The following is a 15,451-nucleotide window of genomic DNA, read 5'->3' as shown; positions in this document are numbered from 1 at the left end:
GTGCTTTGGCTATCCTCCCGCGCCAGGACAGGGTGTGGCGCGCTTCGGGCTGCCAGTCAAAGGGGGGTACATGGCGTTTTCCGATGATATCGGACGCTTTCGCAAGGGCAATCCGTCGCCGCTCTATCTTCAGTTGCAGGATCTGATCCGCAACGCGATCGGCGAGAAGCTGCTCGTCCAGGGCAATGCGATCCCCGCCGAACGCGATCTGGCGATCGAATATGACGTCTCGCGCATCACCGTGCGCAAGGCGATCGGCGGGCTCGTCGAGGAAGGGCTGCTGACCCGGCGCCGGGGTGCGGGCACGTTCGTCGCCGGCCGCGTCGAAAAGAGCTTCTCGAAACTGTCGTCGTTCAGCGAGGACATGGCGGCGCGCGGCCGGACATCGAGCAGCACCTGGATCTCGCGATCGGCCGGCCAGGTGAACCCCGAAGAGGCGATGGCGCTCGGCCTGTCGCCGGGCGCGCCGGTGTTCCGCTTCAACCGCATCCGCTATGCCGACGAGGAGGCGATGGCGCTCGAATTCTCGACCATCGCGGGCTATTGCCTGACCTCGGTCGATGGCGTGACGGACTCGCTCTATGCCGCGCTCGAAGCGGCGGGGAGCCGACCGGTGCGCGCGCTGCAGCGGCTGCGGGCGGTGCCGTTCGGGGGCGAGCATGCTCGAATGCTGGGGGTCGATGCCGGTCATGCCGGGCTGCTGATCGAACGCCGCGGCTTCCTGCGCGACGGACGCGCGGCCGAATTCACGCGCTCCTATTACCGCGGCGACGCCTATGACTTCGTCGCCGAACTGGCCGACATCTGATCCGTTACACCGAAAGACTGCCATGAACCGACGCCAGCTCCTTATCGGCACGGCGGGCGCCGGTGTCGGCGTCGTCGTCCGCCCGACCGACGCCTTTGCCGCTGCCGCTGCCGGGGCTGGCCCGGGTCGGCGGGCAGGCGAGGCCGGCGCGTTGCCGATGCCCGCGCCGTCGCGGATACTGCCGCCCGCGATGCATGTTCAGGATCCGTCCTGCACCCGGATCGAACGCGGCTGGGTGTTTCATGAAGGCGATGTCGCGACGCCCGCGCCCGAGGGGCATAATGCGACCTATCTGAGCGTGAAGGCGGGCAACGCGCTCGGCGCCGCGGCGATGGCGTTCGACGATTCGGACTGGACGCCGGTCCGGTTGCCGCACGACTGGGCGTCCGCGCAGCCGTTCGAGCGCGACGCGAATATCTCGCAGGGCTATCGCCGGCGCGGGATCGGCTGGTACCGGCGGACGCTGCGGCTGGAGGCGGACGATCGCGGCAAGACGATCGCGCTGCGGTTCGACGGGATCGCGAGCAACGCGACGATCTGGGTCAATGGCAGCGTCGTCGCGCACAACTGGTCCGCCTATAACAGCGTCGAGATCGACCTGACCCCGTTTGCGCGGTTCGGCGACGATCTGAACATGATCGTCGTGCGCGTCGACGCCACCGCGATGGAAGGCTGGTGGTATGAAGGCGCCGGCCTGTACCGGCATGTATGGCTGATCCGGCGCGCGCCGGTCGCGATCGTCACCGACGGCGTGCACTGCGATCCGCGCCGCGACCCGGCGGGGGGCTGGCACGTGCCGGTCGCGGTGACGATCGGCAGCATCGCGCGGGCTGCGGTCGGCGTGACGATCGAGACGATCCTGCTCGGCCCGGACGGCAAACCGGTCGCGACGGCGCGCGCGGCGGCGACCGTCGCGCCGCTCGATCCGGTGGTGACGACGCTGATGATGCCGGTGACGGCGCCCCGCTTGTGGTCGATCGAGACCCCGACGCTTTACACCGTTCTCACGCGTGTGATGCGCGACGGCAGCGTCATCGACGAGCGGCGGACACGCGTGGGGTTCCGGACGATCCGCTTCGATGCGGACCGGGGCTTCTTCCTGAACGCGCAGCCCGTGAAGCTGAAAGGCGTGTGCCTGCATCAGGACCATGCGGGCGTCGGCACCGCGATCCCCGACGCGATGGTCCGCTGGCGGCTTGAACGGCTGAAGGCGATGGGCTGCAACGCGATCCGCTGTTCGCACAATGCCTCGGCGGCCGAACTGCTCGACTTGTGCGACGAGATGGGGTTCGTCGTGATGGATGAGAACCGCCAGTTCAACCCGGCGCCCGACTATATGGCACAGCTCGAATGGATGGTACGGCGCGATCGCAACCATCCGAGCGTGATCCTGTGGTCGTTGTTCAACGAGGAGCCGATGCAGGGGACGGAGGCCGGCGTCGAGATGCTCCGGCGGATGGTCCATGCGACGCACGCGCTCGACGACAGCCGGCCGGTGACCGCGGCGATGAACGGCGCCTTTTTCGATCCCGTCAACGTCTCGAGCGAAATCGATGTGACGGGGTTCAACTATTATCAGGGCGATTATGATCGCTTTCACCAGCTCAACCCGACCAAGCCGATCACGAGCTCGGAGGATACGAGCGCCTATGAGACGCGTGGGGCCTTTGCCAGCGATCCGGCGCGGCATGTCCAGTCGTCCTATGACGTCGAGGCGGCGAGCTGGGGGGATACGCATCGCGGCACCTGGAAGAAGATCGCCGAGCGGCCGTTCGTCGCGGGTGGCTTCGTGTGGACGGGGTTCGATTATCACGGCGAGCCGACCCCGCATGAATGGCCGACGATCTCGAGCTTCTTCGGCATCCTCGACCTGTGCGGTTTTCCCAAGACCGCGTTCGACATCCACCGCGCGCACTGGGTCGATACCGCGCCGGTGGTGAGCATCGCCCCGCACTGGACTTGGCCGGGGCGGGAAGGCCAGCCGGTCACGCTGCTGGTGATGAGCAATGCCGAGCGCGTCGAGGTCCGGCTGAACGGCCGGGTCGTCGGCGAGGCGGCGGTCGACCGGATCATGGGGAATGAATTCGTCGTGCCCTATGCCCCCGGGCGGATCGAGGTGATCGCGCGGCGCGGTGGTTCGCCGGTGGCGCGCGCGGCGCATGAGACCGCCGGTCCGCCGGTCGCGCTGCGGCTGACGCCGGCGCGGACGGTGATGGCGGGTGATGGCGAGGATGCGCAGCCGGTGACGATCGACGCGGTCGATGCGGCGGGACGCCACGTGCCGACCGCCAACCTGCCGACGCGGTTCGCGGTCGAGGGGGCGGCTATCATCGGGATCGGGAATGGCGATCCGAACAGCCATGAGAGCGAGAAGGGCAATGCCCGGTCGCTGTTCAACGGCCTCGCGCAGGTCATCGTCCAGGCGGGCGAGGGGCGGGGGCGGATCGTGATGACCGCAACCGCGCCGGGCCTCAAGCCGGCACGGCTGACGATCGATCGCGCGGGTCTCGCGCCGCCTGCGCAGGTCGCCGTGACGCTAGCTGCGATGGCGATCCGCGAGTGGCGGCGTTCGCAGGCGATGGCGACGCGGCCCGATCCTGCGTTGGCGCCGGTCGATGGCGACAATAACAGCTGGGCGTTCGTGCGCAGCGGGACCCCGGTCGATCCGGATCGCGCGGGCCGCTGGCGCATCTATCGCACAACGGTCACGCCGTGGCGGCGGGTTGCGCAGGAGGGGGGCGTGATCCGCTTTGCAGCGATCGCCGGGCGTGCGGAGCTCTGGGTCGACGGCACGCGGGTCGCGGTCAAGGACGCCGCATCGGTCGGACCGTTCGAGGCGGCGGTGCCGCCGGGCGGCGGCGTGCGGAAGATCGCGGTGCTGGTCGAGGCGGCGCCGGGCGTCGCGTCCGGGCTCGTCGGCGGCGTGACGCTGGAACCGCGCGCACGATAACAAGGGCTGAGCCGTACCGCCCGTCCCCCGGCCGATGCCGAAGGGACGGGCGGAATGGGCATCAGGCGGCGGTGTGGATCAGCGTCGCGAGCGTCGCGTCGGTCCCGAGCAGGTGCAACTGACCGGCAGCGGGGCGTGCGGTGGCGCGGAGCCCGAGCCGAGCGAGCCGCGGTTCGTCGATCGCCGCAGCGTCGGCCAGTTCGATCCGCACCCGACCGGGGTGGCGGCTCGCGGTGACGATATTGTCCTTGCCTCCGAGTGCGGCAACGGCCGCGTCCGAAAGCCGCAACGCGGTGGTGTCGTGCACTACTGCGACGGTCGCGACGGGCGCAGCGCGGGCGACAACTGCAGGACCGCCCAGGGCGAGCGCATCGCGGATCTCGACCGCGACCACATCTGCAATCGGGCCGAGCACGACCTGCAGCGCGGCGTTCGATGGGCGCAGGATTCCTCGCGCGCCGAGCGCCTTGAGAGCCGCGTCGTCGACCGCGGACTGATCGACGACGATGAGACGCAGCCGCGTGGTGCAGGCGCTGACCGTGGTCAGGTTCGCACCGCCGCCGAGCGCCTGCGCGAATGCCGCACCACGGCCACCTGCGACGGGCGCCGCGGCGACAACGCTCGCCTCCGCTTCCCGGCCCGGGGTGGCGAGGTCGAACTTGCGGATGAAGAAGCGGAACAGCCCGTAATAGAGCGCGAAATAGACCGCACCGACGGGGAGCAGCAGCAACGGCCGCGTCGCCTTGCCATAGTTGAGGACATAATCGAGCAGCCCCGCCGAGAAGCCGAAGCCGAGCTTCACGCCCAGCGCGTTCATCAACGCCATCGACAGCCCGGTCAGCACCGCATGGACCGCATAGAGCAGCGGTGCGAGGAACATGAAGCTGAACTCGATCGGCTCGGTCACGCCGGTCAGTGCGGAGGTCAGCGCGAGGCTGAACAACATGCCGCCGACCGCCTTGCGGCGCTCAGGAAGCGCGGCGTGGTACATGGCGAGACAGGCGGCGGGGAGACCGAACATCATGACCGGGAAGAACCCCGCCATGAACGCGCCGGCATTCGGATCGCCCGCGAAGAAGCGCCGCAGATCGCCGGTCGTGCCGTGATAATCGCCTGCGACGAACCAGACGATGTTGTTGACCAGATGATGCAGCCCGGTGACGAGCAACAGCCGGTTGAACAGGCCGAACAGGAACAGGCCGATCGCACCGCTGCCGCTGACCGCTAGGCTGAGCTGATCGACGCCCGCGTTCAGGATACCGAAGCCCGCGCCGAAGATGACCGCGAAAACCAGCCCGGCAACGCCGCTGACGATCGGAACGAACCGACGCCCGCCGAAAAAGGCGAGATATTCCGGCAATTTGATTGCCGAGTACCGGTTGTAGAGCAGCCCGCCGGCGAGCCCGGACAGGATCCCGATCGGCACGTCGAGCCGCGCGATCGCCTTGGCCTTCCAGGCTGCGGCGACAATCTCAAGCGTCGGAGTCGCTATCCCCGCGACGACGTCGGCGGGGACGGCGAGGAACACCTTGCCCGCTTCGGTCGCGACGAGGAAGCACACGACACCCGCGAGACAGGCCGCCCCATTGCCGTCGCGTGCGAAGCCGGTCGCGACGCCGATCGCGAACAACAGCCCGAGATGCGAGAAGATCGCGTCCCCGGCCGCGCTCAGGAACGCGATGTCGAGCAGGTCGGGCTGGCCGAGCCGCAGCAACAGGCCGGCGATCGGCAGCACCGCGATCGGCAGCATGAGCGCACGGCCGAGCGGCTGCAGGGCTTCGAGTATCGACTTCATGCGGCAAACTCCCGGGCAAGCGTTCGAACTTGGGCGGCGGAGGTGCAGGCGAGGCACGCGGTCGCGTGCGCGCGGCAGGCCTCCATGCCGAGCGTGGCGACCAGCGCCTTGATCTCCGGAATGATCGCTGGCGCGCAGGAGAGTTCGGTGACGCCGAGGCCGATCAGGATCGGCACGGCAAGCGGTTCGGAGGCCAGCCCCCCGCAGACGCCGGTCCAGCGCCCATGGACCGCGCCACCCTTGCAGGTCTGCGCGATGAGGCGGAGGACGGCGGGGTGGAGCCCGTCGATACCCGGCGCGACCGCCGGATTGCCGCGGTCCATCGCCAGCGTATATTGGGTCAGATCATTGGTGCCGACCGACAGGAAGTCCGCCTCGCTGGCGATCAGGTCCGCGGTCACCGCCGCGGCGGGGGTCTCGATCATGACGCCGACCGGGACGCGATCTGGCAGATCGAGCTCGGCGGCAATCCGGTCGACCGCGGCACGGACTGCGCGCAGCTCGTCGAGGCTGGCGATCATCGGCACCATGATCCGGCACTGACCCGTGGGACGGACTGACAGGATCGCGCGGACCTGATCCTCGAGCATCTGCGGATAGGCGAGCCCGACGCGGATGCCGCGCAGGCCCAGCGCTGGATTTTCCTCGGCATCCATCGGCAGATAGGGCGCGGGCTTGTCGCCGCCGATATCGAGCAGCCGGACGATCAACGGCCGACCGTCGAGCGCGTCGGCGATCGCCTGATAGTCGGCGGTCTGTTCAGCGACGCTCGGCGCGGACTCGCGTTCGAGGAACAGGAATTCGGTGCGGAGAAGGCCGGAGCCCTCCGCACCGTTGTCGCGCGCGAGACGGGCATCGCCGATCGATCCGAGATTGGCGAACGCCTCGATCCGCGTCCCGTCGGCCATGCGGCAGAGTTCGCCGGCGCGCGCGAGCATGTCGGCGCGGCGCATCTCGGCTTGGGCGAGCCGGACCTGCGCGGCAACAAGCGTGTCCCCATCGGGATCGACGCGCATGAGCCCTTCGCTCGCCTCGAGGATGACGGGCGTGCCGTCCGCCAGCGGGGCAAGCGCGGGGCCGATCGCGACCAGAGCGGGCAGGCCGATCGTCGCGGCGAGGATGGCGACATGCGACGTCGGCCCACCGCGCGCGACGCACAGGCCGATCACCGTCGCGCGGTCGAGCGCGAGAATGTCCGATGGCAGCAGGTCGTCGGCGAGCAGGATCGTCTCAGGCGGAAAGACCGGGACGGTCGTCTCAACGCCTTCGAGGACCGCCAACAGCTGGCGTTCGAGGTCGAGCATGTCGTCCGCGCGCTCGGCGAGCCGTGCATCGGAGCCGGCACGCATCGCGTCGGCAAGCGGACGGATCGTGGCGCGCCAGGCGTGGCCCGCGCTCCTGCCCGCGGCGATCTGCGACTGCGTCCCGTCGCGGAGCACGGGATCGTCGAGCATCGCCGCATGCGCCTCGACGATCGCCTTCTGCGCGCCCGCGCTGTGGCGGGTCTGCTCGGCAAACCGCGCGGCGAGCGTCGTGATCGCGCTCGCGAACCGCTCATTCTCGACGGCGATGCCCTGGCCCTGTTCGGGAACCGCGATCTCGGCATGACGGAACCAGCGCGCCTTGCCGACCGCGAGGCCCGGTGCAGCGGTCACGCCGAGCAGTGCGCCGTCGATCGCCGCACGCACCGGGCTGGCTGCTGCCGGGGCCGGGGCGGGTGCCGGAGCGGCCTCGTCCATGCCGCTGAGGATCAGCGCGGCAATCGCGTCGAGCGCGTCGGCGGCGTCGGGGCCCCTCGCACCCAGCGTGATCGGGTCGTTGTACCGCACCCCGAGCGCGAGCAGCCCGATCGGGCTGAGGATGCTGGACGTGTTCGCATCGCGCGTGACCGTGACGTCCGCGGTATAGCGTTTCGCGAGCGCCCCGAGCCGCGCGGCGGGGCGCGCGTGGATCCCGTGTGCGAGCGGCACGGTGATCGTCCGCGTCAGGATGTCGCCCGCGTCCGCGCCTCCTGCGGCGGCGTCGGGCCGGATGTCGGCAATCGGTTCGATCGTCATCAGCGGGTCGCCGAGCGCGACCTGCCGGTCGGTCGTGCACTGCGTGATGGCGAACCGGTCGGGATTGACGACGATGATCGGCGTGACGACGGCACGTGCCTCGCGGACGAGCAGGTCGAGATCGAAGCGGATCAGCGGCGCACCCATGACCACCCTGTCGCCGACCGCGACGCAGGGCGAGAAGCCCCGACCACCGAGCGCGACGGTATCGAGCCCGATATGGATCAGGATCTCCGCGCCTTCCGCGGTGCGCAACGTGATCGCATGGCCGCTGTCGAGCAGCGTCAGCACGGTCGCGTCACAGGGCGCGTAGAGCCCGTCGCCGGTCGGATCGATCGCGACGCCGTCCCCCAGCATGCGGTCGGCGAAGACCGCGTCGGGGACCTGGTCGATGGGCAGCGCCCAACCCTGCATCGGCGCGCTCAGGAGGATGGGAGCCATGGGATCGTCCTTGGTGCCGTAAGGGGGGTAAAGCGGGGCGCGGTCAGGCGGACGGAACGCCGCCGAACCAGGTGCCCAGGGGGTGGAGATCGTGCGTCAGCCGCACCCAGTCGGCGCGCTGCCCGGGGGCAAGCGCCCCGCGCGTGTCCGACAGGCCTAGAAACGCAGCCGGATAGGTCGATGCCATCGCGGCGGCGACTTCGGGCGCGAGGTCGAGCCGTGCGACCGCATTGCGGACTGCACCGGTCATGTCGAGGTCCGACCCCGCCAGCGTGCCGTCCGCGCCGACGCAGCGGCCATCTTCGACATGGATCGGCCGCCCCTGGATCGTGAAGGACTTGTCCGCCGCGCCGACACAGGGCATCGCGTCCGAGACGAGCATGAACCGGTCATGCGGGCGGCTGCGCAATGCGATCCGCAACGCGGCGTCATCGACGTGAAAGCCGTCGACGATGATCCCGCAATAGACCGACTGGTCGTCGAGCGCTGCGCCGACCACGCCGGGCGCGCGGTGGATCAGCGGCGACATCGCGTTGAACAGATGGGTGACGCCGGTGATGCCCGCAGCGATGCCCGCGGCGGCGGTTGCATAGCTCGCATCGCTGTGACCGATGCTGACCAGCACTCCGGCGGCGGTGAGCGCGGCGACCTGATCGGCGGTGACGCGTTCGGGCGCGAGCGTCAGCATGACTCGGCCGCGACGGGGACGCGTCATCAATTCCATCAGATCGTCGTCGAGATCCTGGAAGCGCGACGCATCATGAATGCCCTTGCGGACCGCACTGATGACCGGACCCTCGACATGAATGCCGACCACGCCCGGCACGCCGGCGTCGATCGCGGCGTCAACCGCATCGAGCGCGCGCGCGATCACGTCGGGTGTGTCGCTGATCAGCGTGACCATGAAGGCAGTCGTGCCGTAGCGGGCATGCGCCGCACCGATGGCGGCGATCCCCTCGACCGTGGTGGCATCGTTGAACAGCACGCCGCCGCCGCCATTGACCTGCGTGTCGACGAAGCCGGGCATGATCCAGCCCCCGTCGAGGTCGATCGTCTCCACGGCCGTGCCCGTAGCGGGCGCTGCGTCGAGGCTGACGATCCGGCCGTCTTCGACGACCAGCGTCGCGTCGGTGAGGACAGCGGCCGGCGTGACGATATGGCCGTTGGAAAACCGGAAAGTCGTCATAGCGTGCGCGTGACCTTGGCAAGATGCGAGGGCGCGTCGGGATCGAACCCGCGCGCCACGGAAAGGGCGTTGACGAGCTTGTAGAAGCTCTGGACCATCAGGACCGGCTCAATCGCCGGATGCGCGGTGAGCGCGGGCAGCGTCGCGTCGCCGGCCTGCGCGTCGCGTGCGGCATCGGCCAGCAGGACGCAGGCGCCGCGCCCCGCAAACTCGGCCGCGGCGTCGCGCACGCCGTCGCCGGCCGCGTCGGAGGTCGCGAGCGCGAGCAGGGGAAAACCGTCCTCGACGAGCTGCATCGGGCCGTGGCGCACCTCGGCCGAGCTGAAGCTTTCGGCGTGAAGCGCGCAGGTTTCCTTCATCTTCAGCGCCGCCTCATTGGCGATGCCGAAGCCCGGGCCGCGCGCGATGACGAAGAGGTTGGTAGCAGTGCGCAACGGCTCGATCGCGCTAGACCAGTCGAGCGCCCAGGCGCGCTCCAGATCGGCGGGAAGTGCCGCCACCGCGCCGCGCAACGCATCGTCGTCGGCCCATTCCGCGGTGAGTGCCGCCAGTGCCGCGAGCGCGCAGATATAGGATTTGGTCGCAGCGACCGAGCGCTCGGGACCGGCCTTGAGCGCGATCAGCGTGTCGGCGGCAGCGGCGAGCGGCGACGTCTCGTCATTGACCAGCGCGACGACATGCGCGCCGCCCGCTTTCATCGAAGCGACGGTTGCGAGCAGATCGGGGCTGCGGCCGCTTTGCGAGATGGCGATGCAAAGCGTCGTCTGCGCGGAAAGCTCTGCGTCGTACAACGACACGACCGAGGGGGCGGCGGCCGCGACCGGGATGCCGGTCTTCGTCCAGATCAGGTATTTGCCGTAAACCGCAGCGTGATCGGACGATCCGCGGGCGCAGGTCACGACCACCGCGGGCGGTGCGGCCCGCACCTTCGCGCCGAGCGTCGCAAAGGCTTCGGCATTGGCCGCGAGCAGCCGGGCAACCGCGGCACCCGATTCCGCCGCTTCGCTGAACATCAGCGTGGCTTCCGGGTCGCGTGCCGCCAAGGGGGCGGGGGGGGCGTTGGTCATGACAGCTCGCTCTCAGGATCTTGCACGGTGACCGTATGGCGGCCTTCGTCGTTGGATTATGCCAAGCGTAAGTTATAGATTGGTCTTATTCAAGCGTGTGTTTCTGCGTAAGCATATGCGACAGCTGGCGGATGCGGTCCGTACTGGTCGCGGTGCGGTTCGGCGCGGCGAAACCGAATCGCACGTCCACCGGGTCGGCACCGCCGGCGATCGGCTGACGGCACGACGCGTGGACTTCGGTGATGCCGGTGCGCAGCAGTGCAGGCAGTGATTGCGGGGACACGCCGCTGCCCGCGAGGATGATGATGCGTCCGGCGGCTTGGCGATGCAGGTCGGCCACTGCCTCGACCCCGTCGATTGCCCTGGGCGTCCCACCCGAAGTGAGGACCCGGTCGAAGCCGAGTTCGATCGCGGTGTCGAGGGCGGTGCCAAGATCGGAACACACGTCGAAGGCGCGGTGCAGCGTCAGCGACAGCGGTCTGCCGCGTTCGCTGCCGAGCGTCCGTGCGTGCGCGATCAGCATGGCCAAGGTTGTCGCATCGAGCCGGTGGTCGGCCAGGGTTGCGCCGATCACGATGCCCGCGAGACCGGCGTGCGCAGCGGTGACGATATCGTCGGCGATCAACGCGATCTCACGCGGGGTGTAGGCGAAGCCGCCCTCACGCGGGCGTACGAGCAGGTGCGCGGGGAGGGGCGCCTGCGCCGCCGCGCGGATCAGCGACGCAGGCGGCGTCAAGCCACCGACCGCGAGCGCGGCGCACAGCTCGATCCGGTCGGCGCCGCCCTCCACCGCGGCATCGATGCCGTCGAGATCCTCGACACAGACTTCGAGCGTCATGGCGTCGCGCATCATGCGGTCAGCTCGCGAACAAGCTGCGCGCCTTCAGCACCGTGGTGCTGCCGCGCGCGTCGGTGACGGCGTAGGTAAAGCCCGGCAGCAGGCAGAAGGCTCCGACCGCGCCCTTCGTATCGAGCGCGAGGAAGCCGACCTGCACGCCGCGTATCGCGTCGCCGCGCAGCCGCGCGATATGGCGGACCACCTCTTCGCAGGCTTGTTGCGGTGACGCGCCCGCGCGCATCGATGCGACGACGCGCGCCGACCCTGCGACACGCGTGACCTCCTCGCCCAGCCCGGTCGAGGTCGCGCCGCCGACGCCTGCCTCGACATAGAGTCCCGATCCGACCTGCGGCGAATCGCCGACCCGGCCGCGCATCTTGAACGCCATGCCCGATGTGGTGCAGGCGCCGGCCATCCGCCCCGTCGGGTCGCGCATCAGCAGGCCGATCGTGTCATGGTCGAGCGCGCCACCGGGCGTCCGTGTGATGCGGTTCTCGCTATTGGCTTCGGGGCGATAATCCGCGGTCTTCAGCCAGTCGCGCCACGCCTTTTCCGCCTCGGGCGTCAGCAACGACTGTTGCTTAAAGCCCTGGTCACGCGCGAACCGCGTCGCGCCTTCGCCGACGAGCATGGTGTGCGGTGTCCGCTCCATCACCCGCCGCGCGACGGAGATCGCGTGCATCGTGTTCTCGAGCGCTGCGACTGCGCCGACGCCGCCCGCATCATCCATGATGACCGCATCGAGCGTGACATGGCCGTCGCGGTCGGGATAGCCCGAATAGCCGACGCTGTGATTGTCCGGATCGGCTTCGGGGACCATCGCGCCGGCCTCGACCGAATCGATCAGCGATCCGCCGGCGCTCCTGCGGGCAAAGGCTGCGGCATTGGCTGCAGCACCGAAATCCCAGGTCGACACGATCAGCGCAGGCGCAGGGGCGCCGGTTGCGGCGCGCGCGCGGGCGATCGGCGCAACAAAGGGCAGGGCCGCTCCAATACCACCAAACGCGGTCAGCAACGATCGTCTCGTCTTCATCAGCAGCCCCCTGTTGTCACCCTGGCGCCCAGTCGTATCGCAAGTCACGGCAGTCGACCAGTCGTATGGCCATTTTACAACATCCGGTCCGAAACGTTACACAGTGGTCTTACTAAGGTATTGACTGAGACCCGATTATGACCAAAACCTTACGAAGGAGACGGGGGCAGGCGACAACGCTGGCCCAAACAAGGGTTTTTAGTATGAACGTGCGTAATTCGGCGTCTTATGTGGCGCTTGCGGGGGCACTGATGGTGTCCGCGACCCCGGCGATTGGACAGGTCACGCCGGCACAGGCCGAGGCTACCACGCCCGCGGAGGCCAAGGTCGAGGCGGATGCGGCGACCGCGACCAGCGCCGTCGACGCGCCGCCCGCCGAAGACCGCGCTGGCGGAGGCGACATCGTCGTGACCGGATCGCGCATCCAGCGTCCGAACATGACCTCCGCCGCACCGATCACCTCGGTCACGTCGCAGGACATCCGCGCCCAGGCTGCGGTCAATGTCGAGGACGTGCTCAACCGCCTCCCGCAGGTCGCGCCCGACAGCCAGCAGACCTATAATGATTCGGACGGCCGGCAGCGGATCAAGCTGCGCAGCCTCGGGTTCGAGCGGACGCTTGTGCTGATCGACGGCAAGCGCCTCGGCACGCAGAACGGGCAGGACGTGGGCATCATCCCGCCGTCGTTGCTCGAGCGCGTCGACGTCCTGACCGGTGGTGCGTCGTCGGTCTACGGGTCCGATGCGGTGGCCGGCGTCGTCAACTTCGTCCTGAAAAAGGATTTCGAAGGCATCCAGCTCGACGGCAACTATAATTTCTACAACCACAACAACAAGGACACGGTCGTCTCGTCGCTGGCACGCGCAGCCGGCTTCAACAGCCCGCGCGGCCTGACCAACGATGGCGGCCGTGCCGACGTCACGCTGACCGCGGGCAAGAAGTTCTTCGACGGTGCGCTGCGGATCAACGGCTTCGTCAACTACAAGCATACCGACGAGGTCCTGCTGTCCGAGCGGTCGAACTCCGGCTGCTACCTCACGCAGACGAGCCTCAACGCGCCGATCTCGTGCGGCCTGACGCCGAGCAGCTCGACGAGCGGCCTGATTTCGCCGCTCGACAGCAAGGGCGTCGCGACGGGGCAGTATGTCAACAACCCCAATGGCACGCGCACCTTCGTGCCGTTCGGCACCGGCGCGGGCAATGCGTCGAACTATTTCAGCAACTATGCCTATCAGCGCCCGTCCGAGCGCGTGAATGCGGGTGGCTTCGTCAGCCTCGACGTCGCGCCGGACGCCGAAGTCTATGCATCGGGCATCTGGTTCCGCGACAAGTCGTACAACAACTACCCGGCGATCGCGGGCGGCAACGTCCAGGTGAACTGCAACAATCCGTTCCTGTCGGCTTCGCAGGCCAGCACGATTTGCGGTGCGGCAGCGGGTACCGCGGCGTTTGCGCCGATCGACATCCGCTATCGCCTCGGCGAGGGCAATGACCAGCCGGACAGCTATCTGAACACCGGTCTGCGCCTGACCGGCGGCCTGCGCGGCAAGGCTGGCGATGCATGGACCTATGACATCGGCGGCGTCTATGCGCGCAACAAGCAGGACTACACGCCGAGCTTCGTCAACGCGGCCAATCTGCGGAATTCGCTGAACGTCGGCGGGACGCTCGCGGCACCGACCTGCGCAGGGACCACCGACGCCGCCTGCGTGCCGTTCGACGCGTTCAGCGCGGGCAACACCAATCCGGCGCTGATCGACTATCTCTACGACCGCGGCACGTCGACCACGATCGGTACGCTGTATGACGTGCAGGCGAACATCACCGGCGATCTCGGCAAGTACGGCGTCACCTCGCCGTTCGCCGAGCAGGGCGTCGCAATCGCGCTCGGCACGGAATATCGCAAGGATACGCTGAAATCGACCGCCGACAGCGTCTACCGCGCCGGGCTTGGTGGCAATGACACCTATCTCAAGCAGGACGTCTGGGAGGCCAATATCGAGGTCCAGGCGCCGCTGATCGAGCACAAGCCGTTCGCGGAACTGCTGCAGGCCAATGGTGGCTATCGCGTTTCGAAGTACAGCAGCAATTCGAGCAGCTTCAACACGTGGAAGATCGAGGGCATCTACGCCCCGGTCAGCGACCTGACGTTCCGTGCCTCGTTCAACAAGGCACAGCGCGCGCCGACCGTGACCGAGATCCGGCAAGCGACCAATGTCGATTTCGCCCGTGGCGGATCGGGCACGTTCAACGATTTCTGCGCACCGACCGTGACGACCAACGCCGCTGGCGGCGTGACCTATGGCACGCCCGTCGCCTCGCGTGAGGTCTGCCGCGCGACCGGCCTGTCCGACGCCCTGTACGGCAGCCCGACGCTGATCTGTCCGGGGGATGCATCGACGGGGGCGACCGGGTGTACGGTTCGCTCGGGCGGTTTCGAAGCCGATCCCGAAACGGCCTATACCCAGACCTATGGCCTGATCGTGAAGCCGCGCTTCGTTCCCGGACTGGTCTTCTCGGTCGATCGCTACAAGATCAAGATCGACGACTCGCTCGGCTATAACGACTTCAGCTATTACACCGATGGCTGTCAGCGTTCGAACGGCGACGCGTTCTTCTGTCAGGGCATTGTCCGCAATCCCGGCACTGGCACGCTCTACTCGGACGCGGCGAGCAACCCAACGACCGGCTTCATCCGCCAGGGTACGACCAACTTCTACAAGTCGATCGCCCGCGGCTATGACTTCCAGGCGCAGTACACGCTCGATCTCGCCAGCGTCGGCAAGATCGACTGGAACTTCAACGGCTCGCTGACGACTTTTGCTGGTGGTCAGGACTCGCCGGTCCAGCCGACCCGCAACTGCGCAGGCTATTACGGCAATGGCTGCGGTCAGCTGATCCCGAAATGGTCGCACGGCCTGCGCGCGACCTATACGACGGTCGACAAGGGGTTCAGTGCGTCGTTCAACTGGCGCTATGTCGGTTCGCTGACGAATGCGGACAATTCGGGTGATCCGGCGATCGGCGGCACGCCCGAGCGCGAGCGGACCAGCTATTTCCGCGTCTCGCCGAAGAGCTATTTCGATCTCGCGCTCAACTTTGCGATCGACAAGGCGTTCTCGCTGCGCCTGATCGCGAACAACCTGCTCGACAAGAGCGCGCCGATCGTGCCCGATTCCTACAATGTCGCGCTGGCACGGACCAACACGATCCCGCAGCGCTACGACTCGCTTGGTCGCAATCTGGCGGTTGGTGCTACCGTCAGGTTCTGATCCC

9 protein-coding genes are annotated in these 15,451 nt (G+C 68.1%); 3 read left to right on the top strand and 6 right to left on the bottom strand.

Annotated elements, in window-relative coordinates:
• The first annotated feature begins 70 nt into the window (after positions 1 to 70).
• Both NEF64_RS11675 and galA read left to right on the top strand, forming a co-directional pair.
• Positions 71 to 808, top strand: a complete 738-nt coding sequence (locus NEF64_RS11675; RefSeq protein WP_031396151.1) for a GntR family transcriptional regulator — start codon at positions 71 to 73, stop codon at positions 806 to 808.
• Between the two features lie 22 nt (positions 809 to 830).
• A complete protein-coding gene (gene galA, locus NEF64_RS11670) occupies positions 831 to 3,758 on the top strand; it encodes a beta-galactosidase GalA (RefSeq protein ID WP_056407728.1) in 2,928 nt (975 codons plus the stop codon).
• Positions 3,759 to 3,819: 61 nt separating this feature from the next.
• Here galA and nagE read toward each other — a convergent pair whose 3' ends face one another.
• The 6 genes from nagE to NEF64_RS11640 form a co-directional block, all read right to left on the bottom strand.
• Complete coding sequence (gene nagE / locus NEF64_RS11665; protein ID WP_056407729.1) at positions 3,820 to 5,553, bottom strand: N-acetylglucosamine-specific PTS transporter subunit IIBC; 1,734 nt, start codon at positions 5,551 to 5,553, stop codon at positions 3,820 to 3,822.
• The gene (ptsP, locus tag NEF64_RS11660; protein WP_056407731.1) at positions 5,550 to 8,051 is read right to left on the bottom strand and encodes a phosphoenolpyruvate--protein phosphotransferase; all 2,502 of its coding nucleotides are present in this window, start codon (positions 8,049 to 8,051) and stop codon (positions 5,550 to 5,552) included. Before ptsP ends, nagE begins: the two co-directional genes overlap by 4 nt.
• A gap of 43 nt (positions 8,052 to 8,094) precedes the next feature.
• The gene (nagA, locus tag NEF64_RS11655) at positions 8,095 to 9,237 is read right to left on the bottom strand and encodes an N-acetylglucosamine-6-phosphate deacetylase (RefSeq protein ID WP_031395462.1); all 1,143 of its coding nucleotides are present in this window, start codon (positions 9,235 to 9,237) and stop codon (positions 8,095 to 8,097) included.
• Positions 9,234 to 10,304 (bottom strand): SIS domain-containing protein, encoded by a 1,071-nt coding sequence (locus NEF64_RS11650; RefSeq protein ID WP_056407734.1) that lies wholly within the window; start codon positions 10,302 to 10,304, stop codon positions 9,234 to 9,236. The genes nagA and NEF64_RS11650 overlap by 4 nt, the downstream gene beginning before the upstream one ends.
• Before the next feature lie 85 nt (positions 10,305 to 10,389).
• Positions 10,390 to 11,157, bottom strand: a complete 768-nt coding sequence (locus tag NEF64_RS11645) for a copper homeostasis protein CutC (RefSeq protein ID WP_043157898.1) — start codon at positions 11,155 to 11,157, stop codon at positions 10,390 to 10,392.
• A gap of 4 nt (positions 11,158 to 11,161) precedes the next feature.
• Positions 11,162 to 12,175: a glycosylasparaginase gene (locus NEF64_RS11640; protein WP_056407736.1), complete on the bottom strand. Its 1,014-nt coding sequence runs from the start codon at positions 12,173 to 12,175 to the stop codon at positions 11,162 to 11,164.
• A 203-nt stretch (positions 12,176 to 12,378) separates the two neighbouring features.
• Here NEF64_RS11640 and NEF64_RS11635 point away from each other — a divergent pair, with 203 nt between their 5' ends.
• Positions 12,379 to 15,447, top strand: a complete 3,069-nt coding sequence (locus tag NEF64_RS11635) for a TonB-dependent receptor domain-containing protein (RefSeq protein WP_082446970.1) — start codon at positions 12,379 to 12,381, stop codon at positions 15,445 to 15,447.
• The last annotated feature ends 4 nt before the right edge of the window (positions 15,448 to 15,451 follow it).

Origin of the sequence: Sphingomonas aerolata, from assembly GCF_023935825.1 — a bacterium.
In the GTDB taxonomy this organism is placed as follows: domain Bacteria; phylum Pseudomonadota; class Alphaproteobacteria; order Sphingomonadales; family Sphingomonadaceae; genus Sphingomonas; species Sphingomonas aerolata.
This window is presented reverse-complemented; position numbering and strand designations above follow the sequence as displayed.

Bases quoted from the DNA above. Each gene is read 5' to 3' on its own strand.
- NEF64_RS11675 (WP_031396151.1), top strand. From the start codon at position 71: ATGGCGTTTTCCGATGATATCGGACGCTTTCGCAAGGGCAATCCGTCG.
- galA (WP_056407728.1), top strand. From the start codon at position 831: ATGAACCGACGCCAGCTCCTTATCGGCACGGCGGGCGCCGGTGTCGGC.
- nagE (WP_056407729.1), bottom strand. From the start codon at position 5,553: ATGAAGTCGATACTCGAAGCCCTGCAGCCGCTCGGCCGTGCGCTCATG.
- ptsP (WP_056407731.1), bottom strand. From the start codon at position 8,051: ATGGCTCCCATCCTCCTGAGCGCGCCGATGCAGGGTTGGGCGCTGCCC.
- nagA (WP_031395462.1), bottom strand. From the start codon at position 9,237: ATGACGACTTTCCGGTTTTCCAACGGCCATATCGTCACGCCGGCCGCT.
- NEF64_RS11650 (WP_056407734.1), bottom strand. From the start codon at position 10,304: ATGACCAACGCCCCCCCCGCCCCCTTGGCGGCACGCGACCCGGAAGCC.
- NEF64_RS11645 (WP_043157898.1), bottom strand. From the start codon at position 11,157: ATGATGCGCGACGCCATGACGCTCGAAGTCTGTGTCGAGGATCTCGAC.
- NEF64_RS11640 (WP_056407736.1), bottom strand. From the start codon at position 12,175: ATGAAGACGAGACGATCGTTGCTGACCGCGTTTGGTGGTATTGGAGCG.
- NEF64_RS11635 (WP_082446970.1), top strand. From the start codon at position 12,379: ATGAACGTGCGTAATTCGGCGTCTTATGTGGCGCTTGCGGGGGCACTG.